This window comes from Rhizobium sp. RCC_161_2, from assembly GCF_041355235.1.
Lineage (GTDB): Bacteria > Pseudomonadota > Alphaproteobacteria > Rhizobiales > Rhizobiaceae > Rhizobium.
Window position 1 is genome coordinate 184,689 of record NZ_JBFUPL010000002.1, and the last position, 17,089, is coordinate 201,777.

Sequence of the window (17,089 nt, forward strand, 5' to 3'; positions counted from 1 at the left end):
GCGACACTCGTTTCGGTTGAGCGTCGCCTTTCAAATTTAGAGGCTGTTACAATCATCGCGCAGCCTTGGGATTCTTGGTTTCGTCGATGGCGGGCCAGCCCAGATCCTTGCGCATGTCGTCCGAGAGGGACTCAAGCTCGCGCTCGGAGCGCCATTGCTGCCAGCGATCGGCGATGCGGCCGATGAATGGTACAAAACCACCGCTTGCCGGGAGCGCGCTCTGCGTCCTGCCGGTGTCTCTATAGGTAATCGTCGTCATTTCCAGGTTCCTTTCGGTGTTTAGTTGCCCGAAAGGTCGCGACCTTTGCGAGCGAATATGGGGCTGCTTCACGTATCAATCAAGCGAATAGATCTTATAGATGCCATGAGAATTATTGAACGATGGAGCTCTCGCGGGCTTTCGTTCGTGGGCCGACAGCATCCGATCCGGCGGCAGGCCGCGTGCGTTGACGTCGTCGATCAGATGCGCTGGAAAGCGCGCCACGATCTCATCGAGCGTGTGCTGTGCCGTCCGCTGGACGACGCGGACACGCATGAGGTTGAACAGGCGAGATGTCTCGTAAAGTACCGTGCCAGCCATGGTCATTGCTCCTTTTCGGCTGCCTTATCCATTTCATTAGGGCTAATATGGTCCCTCGTTGACATTCAGACAAACGAAATGATATGGTGCTTAAGATCAGAAAAATTGAAGGATGCCGATATGACCGTACCGTTTCGCCGGCCCATACCGCTGCTCGACAATGAAGTTCTGCGCACCTTTGTCGCCATCGCCGAGACCGGTAATTTCTCCACCGCCGCCGATGCGGTCTTTCGCACACCGTCGGCCGTCTCCATGCAGATCAAGAAGCTGGAAGAGCAGCTTGGCGTGACGCTTTTCCTGCGTGACGCCCGTTCCGTCAGTCTGACGCAGCATGGCGAAATGCTGCTTTCCTACGCGCGCAATATCCTGGCGCTCTCTAACGAAGCCGTTTCCCGCTTCATCATGCCCGAACTCAGCGGCGTCGTGCGCCTCGGCGCACCAGACGATATTGGCGAGCGCTTGCTGCCGAGCATCCTGAAGAGTTTTTCGGAGAGCTATCCGAGCATCATGGTGGATGTCGTCGTGGATATGAGCCTCCAGCTGAAGAAGCGCATCGAGGAGCAGCGGCTGGATCTGGCGCTGATCAACTGTGCGACGCGGCCATTTCCCACCGAAGGCGAGGTGATCTACACGGAGCGTCTCGTTTGGGCCGGCGCCAAGTGTGGCACGGCCTATCGGCGCGACCCCTTGCCAATCTCGATCTGGGAAGACGGTTGCATCTGGCGGTCGGAGGCATTGGCGCAGCTGGAACGACACAAACGCCCTTACCGTGTCTCCTATCTCAGCGCTCATACGATGGCGCAGCGCGCCGCTATCGTCTCCGATCTCGCAGTCGCGCCGTTTCCGCGCTCCTATATTGGCGAGGATATGGAGATCCTCGGCCCGAATGAGGGCTTGCCGGAACTCACCTCCTTCGACATTCGCCTGCTGACGGCATCGCAGATGACGGGGCCGATGAAGGCAGTGGCCGATAGTATCCGGCAGGCATTCGTGGAAATCGGACGAAAAATGGCCGCGTAAGGGCAAAGCCCAATCAAGCAGCACGACCGAATTTGACGAAGTGGTTTTTCACTGTGTCGCGACAAGCGCGGAAGCTCTATCCTTGGTCGCAGGGGAGGTTGCCATGCCGAAAGTCGACATCGCTACCGTGCCGGAACGCAAAGGCACGGGCTATCCGCCGCAATTCAACATACTCAGTGCCGAACGCATCCGCCAGCGGCTGGGCGATGCAGGTGGGCTTACCGATTTCGGGTTCAATCTCACGCGCCTGCCTCCGGGCAACTGGTCGAGCCAGCGGCACTGGCATTCTCACGAGGATGAATGCGTCTATGTGCTCGAAGGCGAACTGACGCTCATCGAAGATGCCGGCGAGACGGTGTTGCGCGCCGGCGATTGCGCGGCCTTTCCGAAGGGCACCGGCAACGGCCATCATATGATCAACAGATCGGACGCGATGGCGGTCTATCTCGAAATCGGCTCGCGCCAGCCCGCCGACGTCACCACGTGCTCGGATATCGACATGATGAGCACCAACGCCGACGGTCGGTTTGTGCATAAGGACGGCACGGTCTATCTCGAGCCCTGAGTTGCGGCCCTGCAATTACTCCCGGCTGCGCCGCCGTCTGCGGCCGCCACCTTCGCCGCCCGCATCCTCGGCGGACTGCTTGCGTTCCGGCAATGTCACGACTTTCGACAGTTCCGGAAAGGCATCGACCTTGTTGGGCAGCGCCATGGCATAGACGAAATGCTCCTGAAATTTTGATTCAAGCGCCGTCTCTATCTTCTCGATTTTGCTGACGGTTTCCTCGATCTCGCGGCGGTAGCCGCGGTTAAGAAGCGCCATGCGCGCGCCGGTACCGGCGGCGTTGCCGACGGCTTTCACCTTGTCGAGGGCACAATCCGGAATGAGGCCGAGCACCATTGCATATTTCGGATCGATGAAAGTGCCGAAGGCGCCGGCAAGGCCGATGCGGTCGACATGATCGATGCCCTGCTTGTCCATCAAGAGTTTGACGCCGGCATAGAGGGCGGCCTTGGCAAGCTGGATGGCGCGAACGTCGTTCTGCGTCACCGTGATGCGCTGTTCGCCGTCGCGTAGCAGGTAGGAATAGGTACGGCCGTTCTGCAGGATACGCGGAGAGCGCGCCATCATGCCGCCGTCGACAACGCCGTCCTCCGAGATGATGCCGGTGAGGAACATCTCGGCCACGACCTCGATGATTGCCGAACCGCAGATGCCTGTGACGCCGACAGTGGAGGTGGCTTCGTCAAAACCGGGCTCGTCCGACCAGGGCTCGATCCCGATCACGCGGTAGCGCGGCTCGAGCGTCACGGGGTCGATGCGCACGCGCTCGATGGCGCCCGGAGCAGCACGCTGGCCGCTCGAAATCTCGGCACCTTCGAAGGCCGGGCCGGTGGGCGAGGAGGCGGCGACGACACGCTGGCGGTTGCCGAGGACGATTTCGGCATTGGTGCCGATATCGACGAGCAGCATCATCTCGTCCTGCCGGTGTGGCCCTTCGGCTAGCGTCGCAGCGGCCGCGTCGGCGCCGACATGGCCGGCGATGCAGGGCAGCATATAGACGCGCGTGCCCGTATTCAACGGCAAGCCGACTTCGGCCGAGGTCAGGTGCACGGCGCCGGAAACGGCAAGCGCGAAGGGCGCGCCGCCAAGCTCGGTCGGGTCGATGCCGAGAAAGAGATGATGCATGATCGGATTACCGACGAAGACGGCGTCGAGAATGTCCTGGCGCGACACGCCGCCTTCGGCGCAGACCTTGTCGATCAGCCCGTTCAGCGCCTCGCGCACGGCGTTGGTCATCGCGGGTCGTCCGTCCGGGTTCATCATCACGTAGGAGACGCGGCTCATCAGGTCTTCGCCGAAGCGGATCTGCGGGTTGGATGTGCCCGCCGACGCGACCGTTCGGCCCGAGAGCAGCGACGAGAGATGCATGGCGATCGTGGTCGAGCCGATATCGCAGGCGATGCCATAGGCTTCGTTCTTCAGGCCCGGATAGAGCGCGATCAGCCGTGGGGGATCGCTCTCATGATCCCGGTGGATTGCGGCGGTGACCTTCCATTCGCCCTTGCGCAGGATCGACTGCACCTGCGGGATGATGTGAAAATCGACGTCGAGATTGTCGTATTTCCAATCGGCAGCCAATGCCGCCTTTAACCGATCGAGATCGCCGGTTGGCTTGTGCATATCCGGTTCTTCGACCTCGACGTAGCACATGTGCACGGCCGTATCGCGGGCGATAATGCGCTCGTCGACGGCCTTGCGGACCACCTGCGCATTGATCACCGTATCCTGCGGCACGTCGATGACGAGATCGCCCTGGATCAGCGCCGAGCAGGAGAGGCGGCGCCCATCCGGTAGGTCGCGGACCTCGGCATAGCGCTTTTCCTTCGGACCAATCGGCGAGAGATGGTCGTTGGCGGACACGATCTTATGCTTGGCGAAATTGCCTTCCTGCACCGATATCTGGCAGCGCCCGCATGTCGCGCGACCGCCGCAGACACTCTCGACATAGACGCCGAGCTGCCGTGCGGCTTCCAGCACCGGCGTGCCGACCGCGAAACGGCCACGCTTGCCGGAGGGCATGAAGAGAACGAGAGGATTCGTGCTGTCGCTGGCTTGAGCCACGGATCAGCCTTTCTGTTTGCTGAGGCGGCGCACGTTCGAACGAACACGCTTGCTATAGGGCTTGACCATGGCCTGGGCGACCGCGTCGGCGGCGCCGTGCGACGAGGCGCTGCCGCCCTTTGTCATTGCCGCAATATTCTGCTGGGTCATGGCGATATTGGTGGCAACGGCGCTTTCGGCCGCCGCCATCATCTTTTCCGAGACCATGCGGTTGAATTCCGTCATGTTCACGCCGCCGCCAGTCATCGCCGTCATCCACATCTGTTGCATGCGCATCGCGATCACCATGGGCGCCTCGATCCACAAGGTGGCGAGATCCTTGGAAAGCTTCCGGCTTGGATAGGTCATTACTATTCCCTCGCTGCGCTTACGCCGGCGCGGGCCGCGCGTCCGCCACGTCGGCCGCCGCCACCAGCCGAGGGAGCGGCGGAGGACGGAGCACTCGTTCCGCCTTCAGCCGGCTTGTAGTCACGGTAGGTCATGATCCAGTTGGTGCAATTTGCGTCGGTGCCGTTCAGCACGTTTGCGGCGCGCACGGCCTCCATTTCCTGCGGGCGGCAGGGGTTCATGATCGCCGAGGTCATGCCGGCGCCGATCACCATTGGGATGAAGCCAGCGTTAATGCCGTGGCGGTGCGGCAGGCCGAAAGAGATATTGGAAAGGCCGCAGGTGGTGTTGACCTTCAGCTCGTTGCGCAGGCGGTGAAGTAGCGCGAAGACCTGGCGGCCGGCATCGCCCAGCGCGCCGATTGGCATGACGAGCGGATCGACGACGATGTCATGCGGCTTGATGCCGTAATCCATGGCGCGCTCGACGATCTTCTTGGCGACGGCGAAGCGCACGTCCGGATCCATGGAAATGCCGGTCTCGTCGTTGGAGATGGCGACAACCGGCACGTCGTATTTCTTGATCAGTGGCAGGATGGCTTCGAGCTTCTCCTCCTCGCCGGTGACGGAATTGACCAGCGGCCGGCCCTTGGCGACCTTGAGCGCCGCCTCGATGGCGGCCGTCACCGAGCTGTCGATCGATAGCGGCACGTCGACGAGGCCCTGGACGATTTCCAGCGTCTGAACCAGCAGGCCCGGTTCCGTCTCGTTCGGGTTGACCGAGGTGACGCCGGCATTGACGTCGAGCATGGTCGCGCCGGCGGCCACCTGTTCCAGCGCATCCTTGATGACGGTATCGAAATTGCCCTCGATCATCTCGGCGGCCAGCTTCTTGCGCCCCGTCGGGTTGATGCGTTCGCCAATCACGCAAAAGGGCTGGTCGAAACCGATGATGATTTCGCGAGTGGCGGATGCAACGATGGTGCGCGTCATGTCTGATCCTCTGGTCAGTTGGCCCGATAGAGCTGGTCTATCGTGCCGGGATGGGGGTTACAAGCGGGCCGGGCTCCTCCGCCCGCCGCTTGATATTTCAATGCGTCTGATGCGGCGGATGGTGGGCGGCTGCTTCGGCCATTTCCTGCTGGTTCTCTTCCTTGCCCTCGCGGATGTGTTCCAGTCTTTCTGCGACCAGCGCGTCGGTTTGGTTCGCTTCGTGCTTCCACGGCCGGCGGCCCTTCAGCACGCCGGAATCATGCACCATCTCGGCGACATATTCTTCCTGGCGATAGGCCATGACGTGGACACCGGACACGCCCTCGATCTCCTTCACCTCGTTGATGATGTCGATGCAGAGCTGCTTGCCCTCTTTCTTCTGATCCTGCGCACCCTCGATGCGTTTGATGATCTCATCCGGAATATGCACGCCCGGCACGTTCGAGCGCATCCAGCGGGCGGTCTTGGCCGAGGCGAGGGGACCGACGCCGACCAGGATGAAGCATTTCTCATGCAGGCCGAGGTCGCGGACCTTCTTCATGTAGTCCCGGAACATCGGCACGTCGTAGCAATATTGGCTCTGGACGAACTGTGCGCCGGCCTCGATCTTCTTCGCCAGACGATAGGGACGGAAGTCGTAGGGCGGCGCAAACGGGTTGATGGCCGCGCCGAGAAAGACCTTGGGCGGCGAGGTCAGCTTGCGACCGGACAGGAATTTCGCATTGTCGCGCATGACGCGCACGGTTTCGAGCAGCGACATGCAGTCGAGATCGAAAACCGGCTTGGCGCCTGGCTGATCACCCGCCTGCACGCCGTCGCCGGTCAGGCACATGATGTTGCAGACGCCCATTGCGGCAGCCCCCAGCACGTCGCCCTGTATGGCGATGCGGTTCTTGTCGCGGCAGGCGATCTGCATGATCGGGGCATATCCCATGCGCGTCAGCAGCGCGCAGATGCCGACCGAGGACATGTGGCAATTGGCGCCGGAGGCATCGACCGCGTTGATGCCATCAACCCAGCCGGAGAAGATAGCGGCGCGTTCGTAGACATCTTCGGGGTTGGCGCTATCGGGAGGATTCAGCTCTGCGGTAACGGCGAATTCGCCGCGGCGAAGCACCCGCTCAAGCCGGCCGAGCGAGGAGTGGCCGGGCAGGGGATCGAGCGGCAGATGCGCGCCCAGCGGATTTTCATCGATATGCGCCATCGATCAGGCTTCCTTTTTTGCCGCTTCACGGGCGGCGGCGGCTTCGGCGGTCACACGCAGCCAGGAGGAGGTCTCGCGCAGCGATTGGTTCACCGGCTTCTGTACGTTCAGGATCGCATCGCCATAGGCCATGTTGCGCGAGCCGTTCCAGGCCTGCACCCAGACGCAGGGCATATCGGGCTCGACTTCGCAATTGCCATTGGCGCGCACGCCGCCGCAGGGACCGTTGCGCAACTGCTTCGGACAGTTCATCGGACAGGACATGCCGGTCGATGACAGCGCGCACTGGCCGCACATGCGACAGTCGAAGAGGAAACCCTTCACATTGCGCTCGACGAAGGTGATGGGGCGTTCGACGCGCTCGTAGCCGATCTTTTTCCAGAGCGGATGCAGCAGCAGGAAAGCATCGGCGAAGCGGCGGTAGAACCATTCGAGGAAACGCGAATGGCGCACGGCCCAGAGGCGGACGGTATATTTGCGCCGCGCACGACGGTTCGGGGAGACGCCGGCTGGGGTATAGGCACCGCTGGCAGCCTTGGCGCCGGCTGCGGAATTGCCCGGTTTCTGGAGGGCGTCAGCCATTGTCGCGGCCCCCGGCCTTCACCAGCGCGATGAGACGCTCCCGGTCATAGGTAGCTTCGAGCTCGCTGGCAGCCTTATCGGCTTCGGCTTCCAGATCGTCGGAGACGGGCACGGGATCGGCCTTGCGCCATTCGGCCAGATAGTCGTCCGTCTCGGCAGCGCCCGTGCGCATGGCGCACATGTCGATCGCTTCGGTGAAGCGCAGGGATAGCTCGCGCTTTGCCGCCTGCCGCCCTTTCTTGATGATCACCTGGGCCGGAATATCCCGCCAATAGACGACAATGCGATCCGCCATGCAGAAGTTCTCCTCTTTGATCAAGAATGCACGTCCGCCGATCCCGGGACTGCGCTCGCCACGACGCGGCACATGCCGAAAAACGACGCTCTATGCAAAGCATGTCCGCAAGCGGCGACAAACTTCACCGTTGCGCAAGGCGGCGAGTGTTTTAGGCCGCGATTCAATGCTTTCGATGCAGTGCAGCATGGCGATATCACGGGGACACCGCAAGCGGCGAAATGAGATGGAATGTCGTAATCAGACAGCCAGTAGTTCACGCGCGAGATCGCCATAACCGGTGAAGCGGTATTCGTAGTCCAGGCCGAGAAAGGCCGCTGCTGCCTTTGCCTTTTCCTGTAGCGCCGGATCTTCTTCCTGCGAGAGATAAACGACCTTGCGGTAATTGCCGAAATACATGTCCCGCAGTTCCGGATGACGGTCGAGGCCGAGCGGCACGATGACGAAGGCTTCGAACTGACGGGCGAGGAAATCGGTGAGGAAAAACGAGGTGATGTCGTCCTCGCGGGCGGCGAAGGCTTCGTTGCCGCTGAAGAAGGAGTAACAGTGCGGGCCGGAGAGACGTTCGATGCCCTCGCGTTCACAGATCTTGTCGATGTCACCGCCGGTCCCGCAGTCGGCATAGCCGATGAAGATCCTCTCGAAGCCGCGCGCGCGCGCGTTTGCAATCGCTTCTTCCAGGGCAGGTGCGATCTTCTGTGGATAGGAATGGTAGATCGCGGGAAGACAGTGCAGGTCAATGTGATCGAGACTATTAATTCTGGTGACCGCCAGTATCTCGCGCGCGATTGCTCCGCACGCGATCACATGAACCTTTTGCGATGTTGTGCGTTTCTTGGGCGGAGGCTTTTTCTCCGCCTTTTGCCGATCAATATCCATTCCGAGAGGGTTCCCGATCATGACTTCACCGACACTCACCAAAGTCGCCGCCGCTTGCGCTGTGCTTATGCTACTCGCTTCATGTGCCAACACAATTCGTGGCGTGGGCAGGGATACGGCCAATGCCGTCAATGCGACGGAAGATGCTGGCCATACCGTCAAGAAGGCCGCTCAATAACAAATCTAGGATGCCATTGGACTGGCGACAACCTGCCGGTTTGTCGCCAGTTCGGAATCCTTGGCAATCAGGCGCCGGCAGCCAGGCTGTTGTGTTTGCGCTTCATGAAGTCCTTGGCGGTTTCGACGGCCACGGCAGCATCGCGGCAATAGGCATCTGCGCCGACAGCCTTGCCGAATTCCTCGTTCAGCGGCGCGCCGCCGACGAGAACGACGTAATCGTCGCGCATGCCCTTTTCCTTGAGCGTATCGATGACGACCTTCATGTAGGGCATGGTGGTTGTCAGAAGCGCCGACATGCCGAGAATGTCGGGCTGTTCGCGCTCGATGGCATCGAGATAGTTTTCGACGGGGTTGTTGATGCCAAGATCGATGACGTCGAAGCCTGCGCCCTCCATCATCATGCCGACGAGATTTTTGCCGATGTCGTGAATGTCGCCCTTGACGGTGCCGATCACCATCTTGCCGAGCTTCGGCGCACCGGTTTCCACCAGCAGCGGCCGCAGGATAAACATGCCGGCCTTCATCGCATTGGCGGAAAGCAGCACTTCGGGCACGAAGAGAATGCCGTCGCGGAAATCGATGCCGACGATGCGCATGCCCTCGACGAGTGCCTGCGTCAGGACGTCATAGGGCGTCCAGCCGCGTTCAAGGAGGATATTGGTCGCTTCCTCGATTTCCTCCTTCAGTCCGTCATACAGGTCGTCATGCATCTGCTGCACGAGTTCCTCATCAGAAAGTTCCGCGAGAATGATTTCGTCGTCAGACATGCGCTCCATCCCATTTTCGTGCAGTTCATCAGAGGCTTGTATAAAATACTGCCTCAATAAGCGATAAACCTCAACGATGACAAAACTCTTTTCGAAAGCGACGTTGCGCGGATAAATCGCGACGGATGGAAATGAGGCAATTTCGCCTTGCCCATGTCTGTCCTATGCTAGTCGCTGGCGCATAAAGGAATGTCCATGCGACGGAATAGGGTAGCATGGAGCAGAATAGACGCATTCATGCGGAGGAGTGAGGAATCATCATGGACGATATCATTGAGCAACCGGCAGCGGGCGGTGATGGTGGTGGAAGGCGTTCGCGTGGCGAAGGCAGGGGTGCTGCCGCACGGCGCGCATCGCGCAGCGGCGGCGGGCCGGGTCCGTCACTTCCTTATATCGTCCGCAAGATCGGCGTTTACGAGGTGCTGGACGAAGAGGGCCTGCAGCTCATTGAGCGCAACGCCGACACCGTACTCGAGGAAATCGGCATCGAGTTTCGCGACGATGCGGAAGCGCTGGCGCTGTGGAAAGACGCCGGTGCCGACGTTAAGGGGCAGCGGGTGCATTTTCCGAAAGGGCTTTGCCGCGAACTTCTAAAGACCGCGCCGAAGGAATTCACCTGGCATGCGCGCAATAGCGACCGCAACGCTCATGTCGGCGGCAAGGCGACGATCTTCGCGCCGGTCTACGGCCCGCCCTTCGTCCGTGACCTCGAAGGCAATCGCCGTTACGCGACCATCGAGGATTTCCGCAATTTCGTGAAGCTTGCCTATATGGCGCCGTCGATGCATTCGTCCGGCGGCACGGTCTGCGAGCCGGTTGACGTGCCTGTCAACAAGCGCCACCTTGATATGATCTACAGCCATATCAAATATTCCGACAAGCCGTTCATGGGCTCTGTGACCGCGCCGGAGCGCGCCGAGGACACGGTTGCCATGGCGAAGATCGTCTTCGGTGACGATTTCGTCGAAAACAATTGCGTGACGCTGAACCTTATCAATGCCAATTCGCCGATGGTGTTCGACGAAACCATGCTTGGCGCCTTGAAGGTCTATGCACGGCATAACCAGGCTTCCGTCGTTTCACCCTTCATCCTTTCCGGCGCGATGAGCCCGGTGACGGTAGCTGGCACGCTGACGCAGATCCTGGCCGAAGTGCTGGCCGGGGCCTCCTTCACGCAGCTGATTCGCAAGGGATCGCCAGTGCTGTACGGTACCTTCGCCGCCTCGATCTCGATGCAGTCGGGCGCTCCGACCTTCGGTACGCCGGAGCCGTCGCTGGTGTCCTATGGCTCCGCCCAGCTTGCCCGGCGTCTCGGCCTGCCGTTCCGAACCGGCGGCTCGCTTTGCGCCTCCAAGGTGCCGGACGCGCAGGCGGCGCATGAGTCGGCCAATACGTTGAACATGACGCTGCTCGCCGGCACGAATTTCGTGCTGCATGCGGCCGGCTGGCTCGAAGGCGGTCTGGTGTCTTCCTACGAGAAGTTCATGATCGACCAGGATCAGCTCGGCATGATGCAGAAGATGGCCGAGGGCGTTGATCTCTCCGAAAATGGCCAGGCGCTGGACGCTATCCGAGAAGTTGGCCCCGGCAGCCACTATCTCGGCTGCGCCCATACGCAGGCGAACTTCCAGAGCGCTTTCTACCGCTCGGCTCTCGCCGACAACAATTCCTTCGAGCAGTGGGAAATCGAAGGCCAGAAGCGTGTCGAGCAGCGCGCCAACGCGCTTTGCCGGTCCTGGCTCGATCACTACGAAGCCCCGCCGCTCGACCCCGCGATCGACGAGGCGCTGCTGGCCTATATCCAGAAGCGCAAGGATTCGATGCCGGATGCCTTCACCTGAAGAGAGCCCGATGCCGCCAGGGAGCAAGGCGGTGCGGTACGTGTTGCCGATCTGATCCAGAAGGAGGTCTGGCGACCGCATTACGAATATAAGGGGCCGCGCTAATGAGCGGCCCCACCATCGTTAGGAAACTCCGTGCGGCGCTTGGCGTCCACGGAGTTTTTGTTCGTGGCGTGGTATGTTTTGACGAGGGTGAGGGGCCGTTACTGCACGACGGGACTCCGGCACGAAGCGTCATCCTGCTCGGCAATATCGGCGGTTCGATCTGGCAGCCGTTTTCGCGCTGGCGGCAATTGCCGGAAAATGCCGGCCGTCGCGATCCGCTCGACGACTGGTCGAAGGCGATCATCCAACCGATTGCAGCGACTTTCAGTGCAACCGCCTATTTTCCGTCCGATCCGCCCTGGCAGCCGTTTCAGCGATGGGCGATGCAGGCGGAAGGCTTGAAGGCATCGCCGCTTGGTATCCTGATCCATCCGGAATACGGCCTGTGGCATGGCTATCGTGGCGCCCTGGGGTTTGCCGATGCTATAGGGGCAGGGGAGCCAGCCGGGGTTGCCGCGCATCCTTGCGATCATTGTGCTGAAAAACCCTGTCTGACGGCCTGTCCCGTCGAAGCAGTCACATCCGTTGGATTCGACGTTGCGGGCTGTCGGTCGCATTTGCGGACGGATGCGGGGCAGGCCGGCTGTATGATTGGGGGTTGTCTGGCGCGCAACGCCTGTCCGGTGGGGGGCAGCTATCGTTATTCGCCGGCGCAGCTTGCCTTTCACATGGCTGCACTCCACCTTTAGAAAGGCGAGGCGATTCCTTCTTTCGCCGCATTTTCGATGCGCTTTGGCGCCGCCGAAATTCTCTCCGGAGTTGTCGCTTGATTCGATTGCTGACTGTGCTTGCCATTCTTGCCTGCGCCTCCACAGCCTTTGCCGACGAGGCCTGCCGCAAGGTTCTGCATCTCGGCGACAGCTACACCGTCTGCACCTTCGATCCCGCCATCGACGGCATCCAGCTCTATGAATATGACCACAGCGGCAAGCCCTATGGTTCGTTCCGGGCACTGGAAAGCGATCTCGCCCAGGACCGCCTCTTCGTTCGTTTCGCAATGAACGGCGGCATGTATCAGGACGATCTCTCGCCGGTCGGCCTCTATGTCGAGGCCGGCAAGCAGTTGAAGGCGATCAACACCAACAAGGGTTGGGGTAACTTTCATCTCCTGCCGAACGGCGTCTTCTATATCCAGCCAGGCCGCGCCGGCGTCATGGAGAGCAGTGCCTTTGTCGCTTCCGGCATCAAGCCCTTCTATGCGACGCAATCCGGGCCGATGCTGGTGATCGACGGCAAGCTGCATCCGTCGTTCCTTGCCGACAGCACCAGTTTCAAGACGCGCAATGGCGTTGGCGTCTCAGCGGATGGCAAGGTCGTCTTTGCCGTCTCCGATGGCTTCGTCCGCTTCCATGATTTCGCAACCCTGTTCCGCGACGAACTCGGCTGTGCCAACGCGCTTTTCCTTGATGGCAGCATTTCCAGCCTCGATATTCCGGAATGGCAAAGGCGGGATGGCCTATTTCCGCTCGGCCCGATCATTGCGGTGACGCAATCGCCGCCGGGCTGAGCGCAATGGGGCGTAAGGTTGGAACCAGCCACAATCGCTAATCCACATCGCAGGGGGATTTTATCCTTCGGATGCGGATTGTCGGATTGGGGCTTCGAACATCGATGACGGAAATTGCAGGCGAGGCAAAAGCGCTGATCTTCATGACGGCGCGCGATTGCGAAATATATGTCAGGCAATCCCTGGCAAGCCTCTCCCGGCAGACGCTTGACGATCTGCACGTCCTGTTTATCGACGATCGCTCCGACGACGACACCGGTATTATCGCCGCCGCGTTGCTCAACGATCTTTTCCCCAATCGCCACACCTTCATCCGCAACGAAACGCGCCTCGGAAAATCGCGCAACGTCTGGGAGCATCTGAGGCCGCGCACGAAGATGGCCGAGTTCATCGCCGTCCTCGACGGCGACGACCAGGTGATCATTCCCAACATTCTGGAGCGGATGTCGGAGAGCTATGCCGGCGGGCAGGATGTCGTCTGGACGAACTTTATCACCGATGGTGGTGGGGTCGGCGGCAATGGCGCTCTCGATCCGAATCTTTCGCCGCGCCGGCAGGGTTGGAAGACCAGCCATCTCTTCAGCTTCCGCGCCTTGCTGCTGGATAATGTTCCCGAAGGTTATTTGCGCGACGATGCCGGACAATGGTTCATGGCGGCCTGTGACATCGCCCTTGCCCTGCCCATACTCGATCAAACCCGGCGCTATGAGTTCATCCCGGTCAATGCCCATCGTTACACGGCGACCAATCCCTACTCGCACCATAATCTCGATCCGCAGTCGCGCGGGCTGAATTCCACGGCGCAGCAGCGGTCTGCACAGGAGGTGTTCAACAAGCCGCCCCTGCCACTGACTCGACCGGCAAAGACAGCTGCGACGCCGGTGGTGGCCAGCGTTGCTGCCGAACATCGTGCACCGGTTATCAGCGCTACCGCCGATGCGGCGCAGGCCTGGCAGGAAACGGCAGGGCAGATCCTTGTCGCGGGCTATCCGACGCTGCTTGATGCTCAATCCGCGGCCGGTCGCGATATGCTGACGCCGATGCAGATCTGGGCGCTGCGCCGCGCGGCTCTCAGCAGGGGCGATAGCCCGAATATCCTGCACATCGGGGCGCCGCGCTCGGCATTGGCTCTGGCGTCCATTCTTTCCGGCTTAGACGCCGGGCTGAACTGCCTATGTCTTTCGCCAGAACAAGTTGGGGATATGGAAGCCCGTTTCGTCGCCAGCGGCCTGACCGAGGGTATTTCCATCATCGAATCCGAAGCGACCAATATAAACTTCGAGGAATTCTCTGCCGCTTTCCCCGATACAAGGCAGATCAGCGACGACATCAAGTTCGATCTGGTGGTCGTGGACCTGTGGAACACGTCCTATCCGACCGAGAGCGCGCTTGTGGCCCTGCCGGCACTGGCAAACAACCTGTCGCCGCGTGGTTTCGGTTTCTGCCTCTTTGCCCAGGATAGGGCCACCGAGGCGCTGGCGGCGAAACGTTGGGCCAGTGTCAGTACGGGCCTGAAATTCGGCCTCGATGCCATCGGCGGCAGCGGATTGATGGTCATCGGCGGCCGCTGATGATGCTCTCGAACGCGCCTGCATATTCTCGATAAACCTTTGCATGTTGGAAAGAACCGCGATGACTCTGCAAGCCACCGTCGCCTGCGAAGTGAACAGCTACCGGATCCCGGTCCGGTTCCACCTTCCCAATCCGGACGATCATATCCAGAGGTTCATCCTGCAGAACCGCGCTTTCTACGAGCGGGCGATGCTGGAAGATATCGGGTCGTCGCTGCCGGAGGATGCTCTCGCCGTCGATGTCGGCGCCTATATCGGCAATCACACGCTGTTTTTCAGCTCCGTGCTCGGTGTCAGGACGCTTGCCATCGAGCCGAACCCGGTGGCCTTTGCCGTGCTTCAGGCGAATGTCGAACTCAATGGCGTGAATGGGTTGGTCGAGTTGCACCCGCTTGCCCTCGGTGCCGCTGCCGGCACGGGCGAGATTGTCGGCGCTGATGCCACCAATCTCGGTGGCGCGCGGTTCCTGCAGGCTGATCGCGGCGATATCCGCATGGCGAGCCTCGACGATATCGTTGGCGAACGGCGGGTTCATCTCATCAAGGTCGATGTCAACGGCGCGGAAGCCGATGTGTTGCGAGGGGCGGCGCAGACGATCGCACGTTGCCGGCCGAAGCTCGTCGTCAGCGCCGGCACCGTCGCCGTATTGGCGGCAGTGGAGGCCGTTCTCCGTCCCCTGGGCTATCGCAAGATCCAGCTTTACAACGAGACGCCGACCTATCTTTTCGAGGTGTCGCATACCGAGGCCGCCTTGCCCGGGCGGGCGATCGACCTGCTCGATCCTCGCGACCTCGCCGCATTGCCTCCGACCCGGGAAATCATTGCCGGCATGGCGACCGTTGCCGGCAATGAGATTGCCCTGCGGGCGACGGTCATGTCGCTGCTGCCGCAGGTCGATCGGCTCTATGTCTATCTCAACGGCTTCACGGAGGCTCCACGCTTCATCGCCGAGCATCCGAAGATCCGGCATTTCATCGACACCGACGGCAGCCGTTATGGCGACGCCGGCAAGTTCTGGGGGCTCGAGCAGGTCGAGGATGCCATCTATGTCACCTGCGACGACGACATCATCTATCCCGACGATTTCGTTGCCCGCATGGTCGGCGAGTTGGCGCAGTTGCGCGGCCAGGCGGTCGTCAGCGTGCATGGCTCGATCATTCTGCAGCCGAGCCGCGGCTACTATAAGGAACGCGGCCGCGCCGTCTTCCACTACGAGCGTTCCCTTATGCGGCGCCGGCGGGTTCATGTGGCGGCGACCGGCACCGGTGCGTTTCACTCCAGTGTCGTCAAGATGACGCTCGCCGATTTCCGCCATCGCAACATGGCGGACATCTGGCTTGCGGAGTATCTGCATCGTCAGGGTATTCCGGCTTATGCCGTGCCGCGCAAGGAAGGCTGGTTGCTATCGATAGAGGTGCCGCGTTCCTCGATTTATGCGCAATCGGCGGCCAATACCGGCTCGACCTATGACAGCTCGCGCAGGCAGGACGAGGTGTTGTCGTCGATATACCCACTCTCGCTCCTCGCATCGGACGCGGCGGATGCCGCATCGATTGTCTATCTGGTGGATACCGATCGTGCCGACGGGCTGGTGGAGTTCATCCTGGCGGTTGCCGGACGGGAGCGCGACCCCATCGTTTTCGTCACTTGCGATCACGAGACGGAGGATATGCGCAATGTGACGCTTCATCCGGATTTTCTCTGCGAAGTGCATCTTGTCGCCCGTAGCGGCGGCCGCACGATGGGCTATCGGGAATTGCTGTCGAAGCATGCGGGGCGCGTCAAGGCCTGGACCCTTCGCAACGGTAATGAGCTGAAGCTGGCGGCAGGCAGCGAGTGGGAAAAATGGCTCGAGCCGATTGCGCCGCTCGCCGGTTTCATATCCCCGGTATCTCCAGCGGCAGTACCTACGGTACAGGGCATTGTGGATAGTCGTCCGGCCTTTGATTCCGCGAAGTATTGGGAGCAACGCTATCTGGCCGGCGGTAATTCAGGGGCCGGATCTTATAATAAATCAGCCGAATACAAGGCTCATATCCTGAACGCCTTCGTGGCCGAAAAGCAGCTGAAGCGGGTAGGTGAGCTTGGGAGCGGCGACGGCAACCAGCTCCGATATCTTGCCTTCGAAGATTATACGGGATTCGATATCTCGCAGACGGCGGTCGATCTCTGCCGGCAGATGCATGGAAACCGCCCCGGTCGCACCTTCGTCTGGCTTGGCGATCCACAGCTGGATACAAGCAGCTACAACGGGGCTTTCGAGCTTACCCTGTCACTCGACGTCATTCTTCATCTTGTCGAAGATGAGGTTTACCGCGCCTATATCGACCGGTTGTTCTCGCTGTCGAACCAGTATGTCGTTGTCTACACCTCGAATTACGATGCGCCTGACCGGCACGGCGCGATCCATGTGAGAAACCGACGGTTCACCGACGATGTCGCGCGCTGGCTGCCGGAATGGAAGCTGCTCAAGCACGTCGATAATCCCTACAAGCATCCGCTGATCTCGGAGGCGGATTTCTTCGTCTTTGGCAGGGATGCCGCCGAGGATATGTCCTTCCTTGATGTGGTCAATCAACGTCCGCTCGGACAGTAAAGCCGCGCGTCGAGGGC

The 17,089-nt window shown here is 60.7% G+C and carries 18 protein-coding genes; 8 read left to right on the plus strand and 10 right to left on the minus strand.

Annotation, left to right across the window (positions count from 1 at the left end):
• Positions 1–52: 52 nt before the first annotated feature.
• Both AB6803_RS05015 and AB6803_RS05020 read right to left on the minus strand, forming a co-directional pair.
• Positions 53–259 carry a hypothetical protein gene (locus AB6803_RS05015; RefSeq protein ID WP_371107853.1) on the minus strand — a complete coding sequence of 69 codons (207 nt, stop codon included), beginning with the start codon at positions 257–259 and terminating at the stop codon, positions 53–55.
• A gap of 75 nt (positions 260–334) precedes the next feature.
• Complete coding sequence (locus tag AB6803_RS05020; protein ID WP_371107854.1) at positions 335–580, minus strand: hypothetical protein; 246 nt, start codon at positions 578–580, stop codon at positions 335–337.
• A gap of 78 nt (positions 581–658) precedes the next feature.
• Here AB6803_RS05020 and AB6803_RS05025 point away from each other — a divergent pair, with 78 nt between their 5' ends.
• Positions 659–1,600, plus strand: coding sequence for a LysR family transcriptional regulator (locus AB6803_RS05025; protein WP_371107855.1), 942 nt, complete (start codon positions 659–661; stop codon positions 1,598–1,600).
• Positions 1,601–1,703: 103 nt separating this feature from the next.
• Entirely contained in the window at positions 1,704–2,165 is a 462-nt protein-coding gene (locus tag AB6803_RS05030) for a cupin domain-containing protein (protein WP_371107856.1), read from the plus strand.
• Between the two features lie 15 nt (positions 2,166–2,180).
• Here AB6803_RS05030 and AB6803_RS05035 read toward each other — a convergent pair whose 3' ends face one another.
• From AB6803_RS05035 to AB6803_RS05065, 7 genes are all read right to left on the minus strand, one after another.
• Entirely contained in the window at positions 2,181–4,184 is a 2,004-nt protein-coding gene (locus AB6803_RS05035) for an ASKHA domain-containing protein (protein WP_371108329.1), read from the minus strand.
• Between the two features lie 45 nt (positions 4,185–4,229).
• A complete protein-coding gene (locus AB6803_RS05040) occupies positions 4,230–4,574 on the minus strand; it encodes a hypothetical protein (protein ID WP_371107857.1) in 345 nt (114 codons plus the stop codon).
• Between the two features lie 2 nt (positions 4,575–4,576).
• Entirely contained in the window at positions 4,577–5,545 is a 969-nt protein-coding gene (locus AB6803_RS05045; RefSeq protein ID WP_371107858.1) for a methyltetrahydrofolate cobalamin methyltransferase, read from the minus strand.
• A gap of 97 nt (positions 5,546–5,642) precedes the next feature.
• Positions 5,643–6,749 (minus strand): methylenetetrahydrofolate reductase, encoded by a 1,107-nt coding sequence (locus AB6803_RS05050; protein WP_371107859.1) that lies wholly within the window; start codon positions 6,747–6,749, stop codon positions 5,643–5,645.
• Positions 6,750–6,752: 3 nt separating this feature from the next.
• The gene (locus AB6803_RS05055; RefSeq protein WP_371107860.1) at positions 6,753–7,331 is read right to left on the minus strand and encodes a methylenetetrahydrofolate reductase C-terminal domain-containing protein; all 579 of its coding nucleotides are present in this window, start codon (positions 7,329–7,331) and stop codon (positions 6,753–6,755) included.
• A complete protein-coding gene (locus tag AB6803_RS05060) occupies positions 7,324–7,626 on the minus strand; it encodes a virulence factor (protein WP_371107861.1) in 303 nt (100 codons plus the stop codon). Before AB6803_RS05060 ends, AB6803_RS05055 begins: the two co-directional genes overlap by 8 nt.
• Before the next feature lie 240 nt (positions 7,627–7,866).
• Positions 7,867–8,505: a DUF1638 domain-containing protein gene (locus AB6803_RS05065; RefSeq protein WP_371107862.1), complete on the minus strand. Its 639-nt coding sequence runs from the start codon at positions 8,503–8,505 to the stop codon at positions 7,867–7,869.
• Between the two features lie 19 nt (positions 8,506–8,524).
• Between AB6803_RS05065 and AB6803_RS05070 the strand changes: the two genes are divergently transcribed.
• Complete coding sequence (locus AB6803_RS05070; RefSeq protein ID WP_371107863.1) at positions 8,525–8,683, plus strand: entericidin; 159 nt, start codon at positions 8,525–8,527, stop codon at positions 8,681–8,683.
• Positions 8,684–8,750: 67 nt separating this feature from the next.
• Here the strand turns inward: AB6803_RS05070 and AB6803_RS05075 are convergent, their stop codons facing one another.
• Positions 8,751–9,452: a corrinoid protein gene (locus AB6803_RS05075; protein ID WP_371107864.1), complete on the minus strand. Its 702-nt coding sequence runs from the start codon at positions 9,450–9,452 to the stop codon at positions 8,751–8,753.
• A gap of 260 nt (positions 9,453–9,712) precedes the next feature.
• Here AB6803_RS05075 and AB6803_RS05080 point away from each other — a divergent pair, with 260 nt between their 5' ends.
• From AB6803_RS05080 to AB6803_RS05100, 5 genes are all read left to right on the plus strand, one after another.
• On the plus strand, positions 9,713–11,293 hold the full coding sequence (locus AB6803_RS05080) for a trimethylamine methyltransferase family protein (protein ID WP_371107865.1): 1,581 nt from the start codon (positions 9,713–9,715) through the stop codon (positions 11,291–11,293).
• A 104-nt stretch (positions 11,294–11,397) separates the two neighbouring features.
• Positions 11,398–12,087: a ferredoxin gene (locus AB6803_RS05085; RefSeq protein WP_371107866.1), complete on the plus strand. Its 690-nt coding sequence runs from the start codon at positions 11,398–11,400 to the stop codon at positions 12,085–12,087.
• 77 nt (positions 12,088–12,164) lie between these two features.
• The gene (locus tag AB6803_RS05090; protein WP_371107867.1) at positions 12,165–12,905 is read left to right on the plus strand and encodes a phosphodiester glycosidase family protein; all 741 of its coding nucleotides are present in this window, start codon (positions 12,165–12,167) and stop codon (positions 12,903–12,905) included.
• Between the two features lie 104 nt (positions 12,906–13,009).
• Positions 13,010–14,476 carry a glycosyltransferase family 2 protein gene (locus AB6803_RS05095; RefSeq protein WP_371107868.1) on the plus strand — a complete coding sequence of 489 codons (1,467 nt, stop codon included), beginning with the start codon at positions 13,010–13,012 and terminating at the stop codon, positions 14,474–14,476.
• Positions 14,477–14,537: 61 nt separating this feature from the next.
• Positions 14,538–17,072 (plus strand): FkbM family methyltransferase, encoded by a 2,535-nt coding sequence (locus AB6803_RS05100; RefSeq protein WP_371107869.1) that lies wholly within the window; start codon positions 14,538–14,540, stop codon positions 17,070–17,072.
• Positions 17,073–17,089: the final 17 nt, after the last annotated feature.